Annotated in this window: 10 protein-coding genes; 6 read left to right on the plus strand and 4 right to left on the minus strand. The window is 41.1% G+C overall.

Annotated elements, in window-relative coordinates; translation table 11 throughout:
- Positions 1 to 22 precede the first annotated feature (22 nt).
- From BMX50_RS10600 to BMX50_RS10615, 4 genes are all read right to left on the minus strand, one after another.
- The gene (locus tag BMX50_RS10600; RefSeq protein WP_091210498.1) at positions 23 to 2260 is read right to left on the minus strand and encodes a S41 family peptidase; all 2238 of its coding nucleotides are present in this window, start codon (positions 2258 to 2260) and stop codon (positions 23 to 25) included.
- 119 nt (positions 2261 to 2379) lie between these two features.
- Positions 2380 to 4182, minus strand: a complete 1803-nt coding sequence (locus BMX50_RS10605; protein ID WP_091210499.1) for a M61 family metallopeptidase — start codon at positions 4180 to 4182, stop codon at positions 2380 to 2382.
- A gap of 238 nt (positions 4183 to 4420) precedes the next feature.
- Positions 4421 to 6565 (minus strand): S9 family peptidase, encoded by a 2145-nt coding sequence (locus BMX50_RS10610; protein ID WP_091210500.1) that lies wholly within the window; start codon positions 6563 to 6565, stop codon positions 4421 to 4423.
- Between the two features lie 354 nt (positions 6566 to 6919).
- Positions 6920 to 9496, minus strand: coding sequence for a phosphoenolpyruvate carboxylase (locus BMX50_RS10615; protein ID WP_091210501.1), 2577 nt, complete (start codon positions 9494 to 9496; stop codon positions 6920 to 6922).
- Positions 9497 to 9768: 272 nt separating this feature from the next.
- On the opposite strand from BMX50_RS10615, the gene BMX50_RS10620 reads away from it, so the two are divergent.
- The 6 genes from BMX50_RS10620 (at position 9769) to BMX50_RS10645 (ending at position 17662) form a co-directional block, all read left to right on the plus strand.
- Positions 9769 to 11919 (plus strand): FUSC family membrane protein, encoded by a 2151-nt coding sequence (locus BMX50_RS10620; protein ID WP_091210502.1) that lies wholly within the window; start codon positions 9769 to 9771, stop codon positions 11917 to 11919.
- Between the two features lie 17 nt (positions 11920 to 11936).
- Positions 11937 to 12653 (plus strand): DUF4184 family protein, encoded by a 717-nt coding sequence (locus BMX50_RS10625; protein WP_091210503.1) that lies wholly within the window; start codon positions 11937 to 11939, stop codon positions 12651 to 12653.
- Between the two features lie 147 nt (positions 12654 to 12800).
- Positions 12801 to 13946, plus strand: coding sequence for a methionine aminotransferase (locus tag BMX50_RS10630; RefSeq protein ID WP_091210504.1), 1146 nt, complete (start codon positions 12801 to 12803; stop codon positions 13944 to 13946).
- Positions 13947 to 14124: 178 nt separating this feature from the next.
- Positions 14125 to 14910 (plus strand): amidohydrolase, encoded by a 786-nt coding sequence (locus tag BMX50_RS10635; protein WP_091210505.1) that lies wholly within the window; start codon positions 14125 to 14127, stop codon positions 14908 to 14910.
- Between the two features lie 353 nt (positions 14911 to 15263).
- Complete coding sequence (locus tag BMX50_RS10640) at positions 15264 to 16538, plus strand: TolC family protein (RefSeq protein ID WP_091210506.1); 1275 nt, start codon at positions 15264 to 15266, stop codon at positions 16536 to 16538.
- Positions 16539 to 16558: 20 nt separating this feature from the next.
- Positions 16559 to 17662 (plus strand): efflux RND transporter periplasmic adaptor subunit, encoded by a 1104-nt coding sequence (locus tag BMX50_RS10645; protein ID WP_244280941.1) that lies wholly within the window; start codon positions 16559 to 16561, stop codon positions 17660 to 17662.
- Positions 17663 to 17664: the final 2 nt, after the last annotated feature.

A 17664-nucleotide genomic window follows, 5' to 3' on the forward strand; every position in this document is an offset into this window, starting at 1 on the left:
GCAATTTAGAAAAACTTGATTACTACTCCATAATTAAAGCCTTTGCTTTTTCAAGCGGCTCGTCAATTCCGGCTTTGATACCCTTAATAGTAGGTTTTACTACAATGTCAATTTTCACACCCTTTCGCTGGGTTTGAGTTCCATCAGGATATAATATTCCTATTCCCGAAAACAGGGTACTTATACCACCAGGCAAAATAATTCGCGATACATTACCATCTGCTCCGGCTGTTGTACTGCCAATAACCTTTACATGAGGAGAACTTTGAAAAGCCATGGTAGTATACTCGGCCTCACTTTGTGATTGTTCGTTCACAATCACTATCACTTTGCCTTTATAAGAATTACCATCTGGCTTGATGTCCAGCTTCGGCGTTTCTACAAATAATCCAGGCTGATTAATACTTCCATTTGTGAATTTAACAAATGGCGTCGAACCTGATTTAATGTAGGCACCGAATGTAAATGGCATAAATTCAGAAGGATAACAACGCATATCAATGATAATCCCCTTGGTATTCTTAAACATCTCCCTGATAGCAGGTAGATTTGCATCGTGGTATTTTGCAGGATACAAATACCCGATATTTTCATTAATTAAATAATAACCGGGATCTTTAACGCTGATATTGCCGGCATTCATTAAGCCAATCTTTGAAACAAGCTTACCTTCGATAGCAGCATTTAAAATATTTCCACGCCGTTTTATCGTAATTTCAAAATGCGGATTATTACTCCTTAACAAATAATTGTAAGGCATATCTCTTAACTGAGTGGTATAATTGGAGGCGGCAGTTATAGGCAGATATTTTCTGATCAGTTCTTCAACCGTAACACCATTAATTTTGGTTATCACATCCCCTATCTTAAAGCTTTCTTTAACAGCAACCGAATCAGATTCAAAACCAGTTATGACTAATTTATTTTCCACAAAACCAGCTTTAAAGGATGGTCTGTATTTACCACGATAAGCTTCCAACTCTGCATTGCCACTCCAGATATTGGCGTGGGTATCATGAATACTACTGATAAGCTTGAGCGTGGTGAGTATATATTCTGTCGAATTTTTATCATTCACAAACTGCGGAATAAACTCTGGCAAAGTTTGGTTCCAATCTTTGCCTATCAAATGCTTATAAGGAAAAAAGTACTGCACCATATTCCAATATTTAAACAGGCAAAGCAAGCGGCAACCTGCATCCGGATATTTTATGTTGTAATATCCGCTTTCGTGATCAAATATTGGATTACCTATTCCCGTCATGCCTATGTAGTAGCTTTCAGTGATTTTATGGTTATCTAAAATAGTTTGGAGTTTGTCGGTAAATGACTTATTGAGTACCGAATGATCAAAGATGTTTCCATAATTGGCTATGGGCTTAACCTTACTATCCGTATTGGGTTTACAGTTATCACAAGCGTTCACTTTACCAAGCTTATCAGTCCATTGCTCAAGAACCTTGCTTAACTCGTTATTACTACGGGCCTTGATAACATCCGGCATCACCCTAAAAAGCTCCGCGTCCATATTATAGTTGCCTTTTGCGATTTCAGGGTGGTGATATTTCAAAAAGCCCCAAACCTGGCCAAGCAACTTTAAGTTAATAATTACTTGTGGATCAAGTACAATGGCATTAATGCCAGATCCACGTATAAATGCAGTATCCATGTCAGCTTTAAGCCGGATAACTTTTTTAGGCACAGCATTTTCAATGGGTTTCCCGTCAACAAATAGTTCAATATTATCGAACCAAATTTTCCCCTTACCTGCCAGGAGCGCGCCGCCAACTATATTGATAGCCTTTTGGCTATTGTAAGGCAGTTTAATGCTATATTGTTTCCAATCGGTTGTGCCATGTATATTTTGCCCTTGCATATTGTCAAAAGCGGATGTACCATCAATCCGAAGCCAAAAACCAGCGAAACCTCCGTTTACTCCTTCGGTTTTCAGATAACCTCTCAGTTCTACCTCACTACCTTCAAACGTCTTGGGGATAGCAAAGGTAAAAGCACCAAACCCGACAGTGTCTGTTGTGGATGCGATGGAAAGTGCGTATTTGCCATGCTGCACGGTGCTGCTATCTAAGGCGAATTTGTAATTCTTCCCATCAGAGTGCATCCAGCCGACCGGGTATTTACTTACATAATTAATTCGCTCAAAGTCACCGTTAAATTCATCTTGGGAATTTTGACCAATAGATTTACCACAACTAAATAAAAAGGATATGAAAAGACATAAAAGCACCGGGAAGTTTTTCATTGATTTGGATAGGTTAAGTTTATATTGAAACCAAAACGCTAATTTTTATGATTTAATGTACATTAAATCATAAAAATTAGCGTGTACCTGATCTTATAACAAAAACGCCTGATAAATCGCTACTTCCCTTCTGTCCAGCTTTTAAAAATGGCAGCCTGCAGCGGATCAGGATTTGGCAACGGCGTTATTTTAAATGTCTTTTCCCTCAGCCTGCCTAAAACAATGGTTACGTCTTTTCTTTCGCCATTCTTTAGCAAACCCAGTGTTAAGCTATCTCCGGTGTTTTTTGTTTCGAAAGCTTTGAAGAGCACATCCTTTGTTGCAGGTGCACCATCAACCGTAAGTATAACCGTACGGCCTCTGATACCTTTATCCCAGGCGGGTGATTTATAAGCAACAGTGTTGATCCGGAGGGTATCGCCCTGCTGCCTTACATTAAGGCCGGCCCATGATTCGGAAACTACTTTAGTTACTGTATCTACAGCTAAACCACCATAAGCAAAATACTTAGGATAATCCGGTGGTTTAACAGTCGATGCATATTCAAACACCTCTGTTAAAGACACACCGGCCATTTTTTCGCATTCGTTCCTGAACTCCTGCTCTGTAAAACCACGGTTTAACTTTTTGTAATATTTATAGTAAAGCAAACGCATTACATCATCAAGCGTCTTTTTGTTTTGCGTAGCGTGGCGAATACTAAAATCAAGCATCAGGCCCAAAATTGGCCCTTTATCATAGTAGGAAATGGTTTTGTTAAAGTCATCGCCCTGTCGGCCATTAGGCCCGTCATCCCATGTATTATAACTGGCTTGCGTTGCCGATTGATATAAATGCCCCGGCTCGTTTTCGTAATTACGCAGGTTGTTCTGAAAATCACCAAACATATCTTCATTGGTCATTAGGCCGGCATGCCTCGTGATCATGTACTCATAATAAACGGTAAATCCTTCCGATACCCAAAGCATATTGGTATGGTTCTCTTTCGAATAATCAAACGGGCCAAGCTCAACCGGCCTGATGCGCTTGACATTGTAATGGTGAAAATATTCGTGTGCTATAAAATTGTAAAGCTTTTTGCGGGCTTCGGCCGTATTAAAACCTTCGCCACCGCTGAAGCTTAATGAGGTTGAGTTTAAGTGCTCAATACCGCCGCCGCCTGCACCTATCGACAGAAAAGTATAATGCGTATAAGGTATTTCGCCAATAATATTACTGCCGGTTACTACAATCTTTTTCAGATCGTCCATAAATCCCTGCCTGTCGAAAGCGGGCAGCTTATAACCGATAAAGTTATGTGGTTTGTTTTGCACGCTGAAAGGTGGTAAAACTTCCAGTTCGCCCATTAAAAACGGACTGTCATAAAGCACATCAAAATCGGCTGCTTTATAAACATGGTATTGTCCTTTAAGCGTATCCAAACCGGTAGCCACCAAATCTTTCCATTTGCTGTATGGTTTCATTTTAATGGTAACCGGGTGGCGTAATTCCTGCTCAAGGTACATGAACAAACCGCCTGGAGTGATATAACCACGTGTTTCATCCAAATAAACATTGCCTACAAAGGGAACAACAGCCTTTACATCATACGAGATCTTAACATCCCCCGCCGAAGGGTTGGCAACCTTCCAGACATCTTTAGTTGATTTATCAAATTTCAGCGGATTACCTTTTACATCAGTGACGGTAAAATTTTGCACAGCGCCTGCAAAATCTATCAGTTGATAATAGCCGGGTGTCCAAACGCACATTTTAAAATCGAGCGTTTTCAGGTGGGTTTTATTGGTGAGCTCAACGTGATACAAATGATCGGCGGCCTTTTCCATCGACACCGAATATTGCATACTAACAGGCTGCTGAGCCAAAGCGCCCGCGTAAAAAAACAGGCTAAATAATAGGGTTAACTTAGATACTAATTTCATTACCGCAGAGGATTTTGCCCAATATAATAAACGAGGATTTATTTATTCGGCCACTTATCGGAATTTAGCCTGAAAGATGTAGGGATTTATTTAGGGGAGATAAAATTGATGGAGAGGTTTGTGAAGACTTACGAAGTTTTGAAAACTTCGTAAGTCTGACTTCCAATATAAAGTCATTATCGCGGCGGTATTGTCTTTTATCAAAACCACTCACCAGTCAACCCAATCAACCACTCACCTATTTCTCTATCCCCTCCAGTGCAAACAAAAACGCGTAATTCAAGGCTTCTTCCTTTAAATAATCAAACCTGCCCGATGCGCCACCATGGCCATAATCCATATTGGTATGCAACATCAGCACATTGTTATCCGTTTTGTCGGCACGTAACTTAGCCACCCATTTGGCGGGTTCAAAATACTGCACCTGGCTGTCATGTAAGCCGGTTATCACCAGCATGTTTGGATAGGCTTTCTTCTCCACGTTTTCATAGGGCGAATAGCTTTTCATGTATTTATAAGCGTCCTCATTTTTAGGATTGCCCCATTCATCAAACTCGTTAGTGGTTAGCGGGATGCTTTCATCAAGCATGGTATTTACCACATCAACAAAAGGAACTTCGGCGATGATCCCATGCCACAGATCCGGAGCCATATTGGCTACCGCGCCCATCAGCAAGCCGCCGGCGCTGCCACCTTCGGCATACAGGTGTTCTTTGCTTGTATATTTTTGATCGATAAGGTATTTACCGCAATCAATGAAATCGGTAAAGGTATTTTTCTTTTTCATCAGTTTGCCGTCCAGGTACCATTGCCGCCCCATCTCCTGCCCGCCGCGGATCCCGGCCATCGCAAAAACAAATCCCCTATCCAGCAAACTTAGCCTTGCGCTCGAAAAGTAAACGTCATTGGTATAGCCATAAGATCCATAGCCGTAAAGCAGCAGCGGCGCTTTGCCATTCTTATCAAACCCTTTTTTGTAAACTAATGATATCGGGACTTTGGTACCATCTGTTGCGGTTGCATAAAGGCGCTCGGTTACATAATCATCAGCTTTGTAGCCACCCAAAACCTCCTGCTGCTTCATCAATTTGGAGGCTTTTGTATCCATGTTATAATCAAAGGTTGATGATGGCGTGGTAAGCGAGGTATAACCATACCTTAATACCTTACTGTTATAATCAGGATTAGCACCTACATAAATAGCATAGGCAGCTTCTTTAAAGTCAACATAATGTTCTGTACCCGATGTGAGGTTACGCACCCTGAACTGGTTCAATCCATTTTTTCGCTCAGTTATCACAATGTAATCCCTAAATTCTTCAACACCTTCCAGCAACACATCTTTACGGTGAGGAAGCACTTCCTTCCAATTGCTGCTTTCGGTTTTATCAAGCGGGCATTCCATCAGCTTAAAATTGATGGCATTTTGGTTGGTCACTATCAAAAATTTATCGGCCAGTGCAGTTACACTATACAATACATCTTTAATGCGTGGCTGAAATACCTTAAATGCTTCGTTTGGCTTACCTGCATCCAGGTACCTGAACTCGGATGATAAAGTAGCCCTCGATTCGATAAAAATATAATCACCCGATTTTGATTTATCTACGCCGATATAGTTTGATTTATCTTTTTCTTCGTAAACAACCGCATCTGCCTCTTTAGCGCCTAAAGTATGGCGCTTAATTTTTTCTGTAAGCAGTGTTTCAGGATTCTTCGCCGTATAAAACAATGTCTTATTGTCCTTGGCCCAAACAGATCCGCCGCTGGTATTAATTATAGCATCGGGATATATTTCGGCAGTTTCCAGGTTTTTGATATGAATGGTATACTGCCTGCGCGATACCATGTCAATACCATAAGCCAGTAGTTTATTGTCCGGGCTGATATTAAACCCATTGGCCGAATAGTAACTATGCCCCTTGGCCATTTCATCCACATCAAGCAGTACCTCTTCCTTAGCATCAAGGCTACCTTTTTTACGGCAGTATTTGTAATATTCCTTTCCTTCGTCGGTACGGGAGTAATAATAATACCCGTTTTTAAATACCGGTACCGATTCATCTTTCTCCTTAATCCTTGCTTTCATTTCATCAAACAATGTCTTCTGAAAGTTTTTCGTACCGTTCATCATGGTATCCTGGTAAGCGTTTTCGGCTTTCAGATAGTCTACAGCTTTGGTACTGTCCGGACCTTTCTTAAAGTAGTCGATCATCCAGTAATAATTATCGGTAACGGTATCATTATGGATGGTGCGGATATGCGGTTTAATTTCGGCGACAGGCGGTTTTACATCGGGCCATTTATACATAGTAGTTTCTGTTTTTTGTTTGCACGAAGCGGCAAAGATCAAAATACTTACCGGGATAATGATTTTTTTCATCGGATAAAAGGTTTAAAGTACTGAACCTATTAAAGTTAGGCTTAAGAAATGGGAAAGGCAATAGAGGAAGTAAAATCAGACTGCATACAGTTGGCCCGGTCGAGCGTCTGCGCTCGCGTAACAACATTAAGAAAGTAAGCTTGGACGCTCAAACTTATGGGAGGAAAACAACGGGAGGGGTTAGCAGGGTTAACAGAACTCGCCCCAATACAAACAATTAAAAATCAATATCTTAACAAAGCACATAGTTAACACGAAACCATTCACTTAATCAACCACTCACCTTCCCAAAACAAAAAATCCACCTGCTATTGCTAACAGGTGGACGGGGATATAAATTAAAACAATAAACTACTAAGCCAAATTACGGCCGGCATTTACAATACCGTAAACCGTACGGATCACCAGCTTATTATAAATATCATTAAGCTCGGTATCCTTTTCATAATTAATACATTGCAACGCATAATGCTGAATGATAACCAATGGCAGCACTATTTTTTCGCGGATAGCAATAGAACGGCGTTCAACCGGGTATTCTTCCATCAGTACGGCGCTGCCGGTTAGCTCGATCAGCATTTCACGGGTAAGTGTAAACTCGTCACGCAGCATTTTCCAGAAAGCACTGAATTTTTCGTCCTGCTCCAGGTAAGCTGTAACCCTGAAATCTGATTTTGACATCGACATCATACAGTTATCCAGCATAGTTTTAAAGAAGCCCGAGGTTTGGTAAAGTTCCTTAACCTCGTCCCAGCCTCCGGTTTCCTTAACCTGTTTAAGCGCAGTGCCTACACCATAAAAACCAGGGATGTTTTGTTTAAGCTGGCTCCATGAGGTTACAAAGCTAATAGCTCTCAAATCTTCCAGTTTAAGTTGAGCACCCGCATTACGTTTAGTTGGGCGGCTGCTAATATTGATCCTTGACAGCAATTTCAGCGGACTGAATTTTTCCAGATATTCAACAAATAAAGGATGCGCACGCAGGTCGATAAACAACTTGTAACTCACATCGGCCATTTGTTGGATGAGTTCCTTATGACGGCTATCCAGCAAATCATTGCGGTTAGGATGTAAGGCCGAAATAATACCCGCGTTGATCAACTGCTCCATATTAAACCTTGCAGTTTCAACCGAACCATATTGCGAACTTACAGTTTGCCCCTGTATAGTTAACTGGATATGCTCGTTGGCAATCTCTTTACCCATCGACGCGTAAAAACGGTGTGTTTTACCACCACCACGTGCCGGCGGGCCTCCCCTGCCATCAAAAAATGCCAGCTGAATGCCATATTTACGGGCCATAGTGGTAAGCTCAACTTTAGCTTTATATATCGACCAGTTAGCCATCAGGTAACCGCCATCTTTAGTACTATCGGAGAAACCAAGCATGATAGTTTGCTGGCTGCCCCTGTTTTTCAGGTGTTCGGCATAAAACGGATGCGTATACAATTGTTCCATGATACCTGCGGCATGTTCCAGGTCGTTCACGGTTTCAAACAGCGGCATAAAATCAATGCTCAGGTCGTCTTTTTTCCAACCGCTCCATAAAAACAAATCGATCAGTTGCAGGATATCAGATGCACGCTGGCAGTTACTGATAATAAAGCGCTGACAAGCCCTTTCGCCATTACCTTCCTGGATCTGTTTAACCAGCCTGATAGTATCCAACGTATCATGGATCATCGCATCTTTTTCTTCTTCAGGGCAAACAAAATCAGCCTCTTTAAAAACAATGCTCTTTACTTTTTCGTCCTCGCTCAACTCCGAATAACCCTCGGCAACACCGGTATCGATGTTTTTGGTACCGTATTCAAAAACCTTGCGTAAAATGCGGCTATCCTGCCTGATATCTATCGTTGCGAAATAACATCCAAACAGGCGCACCTTTTGAATCATATCCTCGACAATATCTACAAACAAACCATCGTGATCTTTAAGGATAACATCTTTGATAGATAACAGTAAATCCAGTATCTCGCCCTGCAAATCAACTGGCGTTAACTGCTCATTAGCATTTTTATAAAAGAGGTTCTCCAACTTACCCATCGCTTCTTCCACACCGCGGAAGGTGATACGGCGTTTAAGCGTCCTGAAATCACGATAGTAACAACGGAACAGACGCTGCCTTAAAAAGCTGGCAACTTCTTTGGTTGTTTGCGTTGTTACGTTAGGGTTACCATCACGGTCGCCGCCTGGCCAGAAACCCAATTCAAGGATCTGGCGGCTTGCAGCGTCAATATCAAACTCCTCTTCAAGCTTAGCCTGAATGTCTGATACGGCATGGTAAAATATATTTTCCAAAAACCAGGAAAGACTAACAGCCTCATCAACCGGTGTTGGTGATGTTTTATTAAAGAAAGGCGTTTTACCCAGTTGTTGCAGCAATACATCAATACTATTGATGTCGTTTGTTTTCACAGCTTCAATCAGGTCGGTCATGATGCCGAGCACCGTACCGGGATAAAACTGCGTTGGGTGAGCGGTAAGCACCAGGCGTAGTGAAAAATCCTTTAGCTTTTCGCTGATGTCCTGGCGGCTTTCATCACTGATAGCTGCATGCTGTAACAGGCTTTGCAAGGTACCGCTGTCATCAAATTTACCTATTTTATTGAAAGACGAATCCTCAATAGCGTCAAACAAAACAACCTGGCGTTCAATATATTGAATAAACCTGAACATGCGATTGATCTGTTCACGGTGATCGATACCTGGGACATACTTTTCAAAAAAAGATTCGATAATGTCTGTCGGCGAGTCATGGGTGATAGCACCCTTTTCACAATGAGAACTAAAGAACGGCAATAAGATACCGGTATCCTTTACCTGGTAAAACGGGAGCGTTTGAAACAAACTGTTATATAACTCAAAACGAGTAACAACTTCATTATTGAAGACTGCTTCTCTTTGGCTGAGTTTTAACGTTGGCGACATAGTAAAAAATTAAATTGAGGTAATATTGATTGGTTTAGCTTTTGGCCTTTTCCGGGGGGTGAATTTACTGATCTTTAATTTAATTTCACTAAAAAGTAAATATTTATTAACACAAATCTTCAATTAATGCCATTTTATCAAAAAAAAGCCTTAAAATTAAAATTATGCAAATCATAAACATCATTTCGGGGCAATAAATTATATTTAATAAAAACCCGGTGTAACAAAACAAAATTGTTTATAATAGTTCTGTTATTTATTAAGCAGCTACTATGTCTATAAACATCCGGGAGATAAAAAGTTTCTTTTACAGTCAATATTTTTCTGATGGTATCCGGATCTGTATAGGCATTTTACTGCCTTCCCTGCTGTTAATGCAGTTTGATAAGTTTGATCTTGGTCTTACGCTTTCGTTGGGTGCATTGTGTATCTGCGTTATTGATACCCCCGGCCCGGTATCCCATAAACGGAACGCCATGGCTGCCGGCAACCTCTGCCTGTTTTTGGTAGCCGTTATTACCGGCTTTGCAAGGCTCAACATATTTACCCTTGGTATCGAGATCACTTTCTTCGCCTTTCTGTTTTCTATGTTTACGGTGTATGGCAACAGGGCAGCGTCTGTTGGTACTTGTTCATTACTTATCATGATATTCATGATGGATAAGGCATTAGCAGCACCGGAGGTATTGGGTTATAGTGCTAAGATTTTGGCGGGTGGTGTTTGGTATATGGTTTTCAGTCTGTTGTTTTTTGGCATTCGCCCATACCGGGCTGCTCAGCAGGCCCTTGGCGAAAACGTTACAGATATAGCCCGGTTTTTACGCATCAAAGCCGACTTTTATTTATCGGACACAGATATTGACGAAAACTACCGCAAACTGGTGTCTAAACAGATACAGGTAAGCCAGCACCAGGATGCGGTACGTGAGCTCCTTTTTAAAAGCCGCATTATGGCCCGCGAATCAACAGCGCCAAGCCGCATCCTGGTATTAACTTTTGTTGACCTGGTAGATATCTACGAGCAGATCATGGCTACGCACTACGACTATGCTTATATCCGCGATAAATTTAAAGATACCGGCGTACTCACAGAAATAGCCCGGATTATCCACAACATGGCCGACGAGCTTGACGATATAGCCTATATTGTACTATCGAACACGCGCCGCCGGCATCTTACCGATTTTAATATCGAACTGGAAAAACTGAAAACAAAGATCGACTCCATCGGCAAAAACAACCAGGAAACCAGCAATCTTGTACTGAAAAAGATTTTAGTTAACCTGCGTTCGCTTGGCGAAGGCATCAATAATATATATAAATACTATAGCTCAAAAGCCGCCGAATCATTAAACGAACCCAAAGGCGACGTAGAATATACGGCATTTGTAAGCCACCAGGATTTTGCAACACATATCTTCTTCGATAATTTCACACTGGCATCCGGCGCTTTTAAACATGCACTGCGTGTTGCATTGGTATGTTTAGTAGGTTTTATTACTGCTAAACTGGTGTCTCTGGGGCACCATAGCTATTGGGTGCTGCTCACTATTATTGTAATACTAAAACCGGGTTTCAGTCTTTCAAAACAACGTAACTATCAGCGTTTGATAGGCACCATTGGTGGCGGTGTTATAGGGATAGCCATACTTACGTTTATCCCTAACGTTACAGCGCAGTTTATTTTCCTTGTGGTATTTATGATGGGCGCTTACAGTTTCCAGCGCCTTAATTATGTGGTGAGTGTTATTTTCATGACGCCTTATGTATTGATATTATTTAAGTTTTTAGGGGTAGGATTGTTAAACGTGGCGCAGGAACGAATTTTGGATACCATTATAGGTTCAACCATTGCCCTGGTAGCCAGCTACCTGATATTCCCAACATGGGAGTTTGAACAAATTCAGGAAACCCTGAGGGATGTAGTTGTGGCTAATATCAACTATCTGGTTACTATTGCCGAAAGCATTTCGGGTAAAATGATCAGTATTACTACATACAAACTCGCACGTAAAGAGGTTTATGTAAAATCGGCCAACCTTTCGGCTGCTTTTGAGCGCATGACATCAGAACCCAAAAGCAAGCAGCGTAAAATAAAAGACATACACAAATTTGTGGTGCTTAATCATATTCTTTCATCATATATCGCTACGATAGCATCAGCACAAAGCAAAAAGGAAATACCAGTAGCCCATCCCGAAGCCATGAAGCTGATCAAAAAAAGCATAACCGTATTAAATGATACCGGTCAAAAACTGCAGGCTCAAAATATTGAATTTAACATAGGTAAAATCCCGACTGCCGCCCCGGAAGCCCAGAAACCGGTAGTCCAGGCCGAAGATGCGTTATTAAAGGAACAATTGGGTTTTATCAATAAGATAAGCTACGATATTGCGAAGATCACGGATATTATTTTGGTTTAGATATTAAACAACAACCAATGCCTTTTACTTTCGCGCATCCGGCTATAGTTTTGCCGCTCAACAACCTTAAAACCCGGTTACTCTCTTTAACGGGGCTGATTGCGGGTGCTATCGTTCCTGATTTTGAATACTTTATCAGGATGCATATTTACAGTATTTATAGCCATACCATTGGGGGATTGTTTTGGTTTGATATTCCTTTAGGAGTGTTGATTGCATTTTTATTCCACAACGTTGTCCGTAATAAATTATTCGATAATCTACCATCTTTTTTAAGTCGGCGCTTATCCCCCTACAAAACCTTTAACTGGAATAATTACTTTAGAAAGCATTTGCTTGTGGTCTTGTGTTCTATTTTTATCGGTGCATGTTCCCATCTGTTTTTAGACGCTTTTACACATCCCGCGGGATATTTTGTTAAACTGTTCCCGGAGGTATTTAGTCAAGCCATCATAGCTACTATCCCGCTTTATAAAATCCTCCAGCATACATTTACGCTGATCAGTGCACTATATATAATTTATTACATCCGAAAAATGCCCGAAGGACATCGCCTCAATCAATCTACCTTAAAATATTGGATAATGGTAATTATTTGTACAGCTTGTATAGTTGCTTTGAGATTTTGGATTATGCCCGACTACCAAACTATTGCCAATGTAATAGTATCAACAATTTCAGCTTTTTTGATTGCAACGATGATTGTCCCCCAACTTTTGAAAGGCGCTTTTTAACTTGATACGTAAAACGTTTTCCCACCCAAATAAAACCGTAAAACATTCCAAATATGTTTAAACCTATAAATTAAAACATTTCTAAATACAAAAAATACCAGCTTATGTGGATAGGTTGATGACGATTTTTACCTACTTTAGCCATTAATGATACCCGTTGTTTCAAAATTACCCCAAACCGGAACCACCATATTCACCGTCATGTCGGCCCTGGCCAACGAGTTGGGTGCAATAAATCTGTCGCAGGGTTTTCCCGACTACAATTGTTCGCCCGAGCTGATAGAGCTGGTAAATAAGGCCATGAAAGAGGGCCATAATCAGTATGCGCCCATGGCTGGTGTTATGGCATTAAGGGAACGTATTGCCGAAAAAACCGAAAAACTTTACGGCGCTGTTTATAATCCAGAAACTGAGATCACCATCACGGCTGGTGGCACACAGGCCATATTTACAGCTATAAGTGCAGTAATACATCCTAATGATGAAGTGATCATTTTTGAACCTGCATTTGATTGTTATGCCCCTGCTATTAAATTGATGGGCGGCGTTGTAAAATCCTTGGCACTTGAACCGCCCAATTATCGTATTGCGTGGGACATGGTTAAGCGGTTGATCAACCAAAAAACAAAAATGATCATCCTTAATTCGCCTCATAACCCAACAGCAACTATTTTGCATAAAGAGGATATTGACGAATTGAGTGCACTGGTAAAAAACAGGGACATACTGATCCTGAGCGATGAGGTATACGAGCACCTGATATATGATGGAGAAACCCATCACAGCATGGCCCGCTACCCGGAGTTACAGCAACGCAGCTTTATAGTAGCATCATTCGGCAAACCTTTTCATGCTACAGGCTGGAAAGTTGGATATTGCATGGCGCCTGCCTATCTCATGAACGAATTCAGGAAGGTACACCAGTTTTTGGTGTTTGCCGTGAATACTCCTATTCAATATGCCATTGCCGAACACTTAAAAAATGAAGACACTTATCTCGGCCTGGCAGAATTTTTCAGGGAGAAACGAGACCAATTCAGAAAAGGCCTCGAACAAACCCGTTTTGAGCTCTTGCCATGCTCCGGATCATACTTTCAATCAGTAAGTTACCTCGGAATTACCGACGAAAAAGATGCGGACTTTTCTATTCGCATAGCAAAGGAATTTGGAGTAGCATCTATACCTGTTTCGGCCTTTTACAGCAAGGGGATTGATCACCATGTGTTAAGGTTTTGTTTCGCCAAAAGACAAGAAACTTTAGATAAAGCCGTTGATAGGTTAATTCGCATTTAATTTTTAGTTAATGGCTCATAGTTAATGAATCATAGCTAAATCTTTAAGTTTGATTTTGGATCATGGTTCATAATTCATGGACCATAGCCAAATTGTATAAGTTTTATCAGTATGGATCAACCAATCATCATGCATTTTTTGCAATGAACCATGATCCATCAACTATGAACCAACTATTATGGAAAATCTTAAAATTACCGTTTTTCAAGGCTACCTTTTTTGGGAAAATACCGATAAAAATCTTCAGAATATTACACTCAGGCTCTCGGGCGGGATCCGCGAGAAAACAGATCTCATCATACTGCCCGAAATGTTTACTACCGGCTTCACTATGAATGCTGCTGAACTTGCCGAACCTATGAATGGTAAAACCATGCAATGGATGGAAAAAACAGCCAAACAGTATGATTGCGTGATAACGGGCACCATTATTATTAAAGAAGGTGGCAAATACTACAACCGGTTAATTTGGATGCGTCCCGACGGTACCCACGAACATTACGATAAACGCCACCTCTTTGCACTTGGCAACGAGCACAATACTTACACTGCAGGCACCAAAAAACTTTTTGTTGAACTAAACGGCTGGAAAATTTGTCCGGTGATCTGTTATGACCTGCGTTTCCCGGTATGGCTTCGTAATATCGACGAAAACCCTTATGACCTGCTCATTGTAGTAGCCAACTGGCCCGAGCGCAGGGCGGCACACTGGCGTACCCTGATCCCCGCACGTGCTGTCGAAAACCAATCGTACGTAATTGCAGTTAACCGCGTAGGACATGATGGCAATGAAGTTTACCATAGCGGCGATTCAACCTGTATTGACCCTAACGGCAAAGTAATTTATTATAAACGCGATGAAGAAGACCTGTACACATTCAGCATTATAGGCGATGAGATTGAAAAAGTACGCACTGCATTGCCGTTTTTGAAAGATGCAGATAACTTTGAGATCAATATCTAAAAGAACCTTGATTTACAGGATTTAAGGATTGCTTGATTTTTGTCTGAACTGGAACTTGAAGAATTTATTGAATGATCAGAATTTCAACATTCGATAAATTCTTCAAATTCGTTTAATTCGAGTTCAGACAAAAACAAGGTCCGCCCCTCCACCATTAATTTTTTTTAGCTTGTGGTCGGTGTTATCACCGCACCACTTTTTGCTATCGTCATTTTCTTTTAAAATCCGGAAAATCCTACTAATCCCATAAATCCCGGTTCAGACAAAATACCCTCCACCATTAGTTTTTCTTCACTTCATACAAAATTCATAACCGTTTTGAATTTTTGTAATGTAGAATTGATGAAGGAAACATGCGAAATATAAAATCCCTGCTATTTATATCACCGTTATTTTTTAGTTTACTAACACAAAAGGCCGAAGCACAAACAGATACGTTAAAGATCACTTTCCCTGATGCTGAAAAACAGTTCATTGAAAATAACCTTAGCCTGCTTGCCCAAAAGTATAATGTTGATGCCTCAAAGGCGCTTATTCAACAAGCTAAACTATGGGATAACCCCACTCTGAGCACTGATCAAAACATTCATGATGCCAGTACTAACAAATTTTTCAACCACTCCAATGGCGGCGGACAAATATTTGTCCAACTAAACCAGGTGTTTGCCACTGCGGGCAAACGCGGTAAACAGGTAAAAGTAGCCGAAGATGATGCTAAAGTTCAGGAAGCTGCCTTTAACGATCTGATGCGCAACCTGCGCTATAACCTTCAGCTTGATTTCAGTCAGCTGGGATCGCTGAACGCACAGCAACTGGTTTATCAAAACGAGATCAAATCGGCTACCGAACTGGTTAATGCCATTCAAAAATCATTTGATGTTGGCAATACTTCCATGAAGGACCTTATCCGTTTAAAAGCTCTGCTTTTCGGCTTACAGAATGACATGGTTGAGAACAACCGCCAAATCAACGACCTGCAAACTGAGCTTAAAACCTTACTCCAAACTAAAGAGACCACGTTTATACAACCCGTCATAAACGACAAACCGGTTGAAACGGCTGATCTTGATGTACAATCGCTCATAAGCCAGGCCATGACCAACAGGCCCGATTATTTATCAAACCGGTACCAGTTAAGCTCTGCTACGCATAATCTTGCTTATCAAAAAGCGCTTGCAGTGCCTGATGTTACAGTAGGTGTATCATATGACCAAAACAGCAGCTACGCCCCGCATTACTATGGCTTGCAAATTGGTTTTCCTATCCCCTTGTTTAACCGCAACCAGGGCAATATTAAATCGGCACAATATAACATCAAAAGCCAGGAGAGCACTTTAAAACAAAGTGAGTTCCAGCTTAAAAATGATGTAGTTGCTGCTGTTAATCAATATAAACTGAATGAGCAGTTGTTCTCTAACCAGCAGATCACTTTTAATGAGCAATATGATAAACTGTTTGGCGCCATGCTCAAGAGTTTCCAGCAGCGTCAAATTAGCCTTGTAGAATTTGTTGACTTTTTTGATACCTATAAGGATACCAAACTAAAAATATTGCAACAAAAGTTTAACCTGCAAAAAGCTATTGCCGACCTCAACTTTGCCGTTGGCACAACCGTAATAAAATCCTGACTAACTTTTTAAGACTTACTATGATGAAAAGAGAAACGCTGTTTTCCGGCATCTCAGCTTTGCTACTACTTGCCGCCTGTAAAGGCAAAACCCCTCCTGCTGTTGAAAACAAACAGGTAACGGTGAGCGATTCGATGGCAAAAATTATTACTATCGATACTGCCAAAATCGCTACCATAAAAAATGAACTTACTCTTTCGGGCGAGGTATCATATGATGACAATGCTGTTGTTAAAGTATTCCCTTTCTCAAGCGGACAGGTGTTGGATGTAAAAGTTTCACTTGGCGATAAGGTAAGCAAAGGTCAAACTTTGGCCATTGTGCGCAGTGCCGATGTTGCCGGTAACTATACTGATTTGAGTTCTTCAAAATCAGATCTTGCCATTTACAAACGTCAGTTAGAGCAGGCAGAATATTTGTACAAAAACGGGATCTCAAGCGAGCGCGATTATACCGAGGCTAAAGAAAACTACAACAAAGCCGAAGCGGCTTATAACAAGGTGCAACAACAAATTGCAATCAACGGCGGTGGTAATACCAGCCCGGGTGGTACCCTGGTTATCAAGGCTCCGGAAAGCGGCTTTGTGGTTGAAAAAAACATTACTGCAGGCGGCTTTATCCGCCCGGATAACGCAAACAGCATGTTTACCATATCAAACATGAAAGATGTTTGGATCTGGGCCAACGTATTTGAGTCGGACATTAGCCGTGTTAAGGTAGGTTACACCGCAAAAGTTACAACCATTGCTTACCCTGACAAAGTATTTACAGGTAAAGTTGATGCAGTAAGTTCTGTGCTTGATCCTGACAACAAGGTATTAAAGATTAAAATCGTGTTACCTAACGATGGCATGCTGCTTAAGCCGGAAATGTTCACAAGCGTTGTGATAGCTAACAGCGAAAAAGCACAGTCGGTTGCTATACCTGCCAAAGCGGTGGTTTACGATAACAGCAAAAACTTTGTAGTAGTATACAACAGTAAAGACGATTTAAAAGTGCGCCAGGTGTCAGTTATCAAAACCGTTGAGGACACCACTTATATATCATCTGGTTTGCAGGCCGGCGACAAGATCATATCTAAAAATCAGTTACTTTTTTATGATGCCATTGCAGGCAACAACTAAGT

Origin of the sequence: Mucilaginibacter gossypiicola (assembly GCF_900110105.1) — a bacterium.
In the GTDB taxonomy this organism is placed as follows: Bacteria; Bacteroidota; Bacteroidia; order Sphingobacteriales; family Sphingobacteriaceae; genus Mucilaginibacter; species Mucilaginibacter gossypiicola.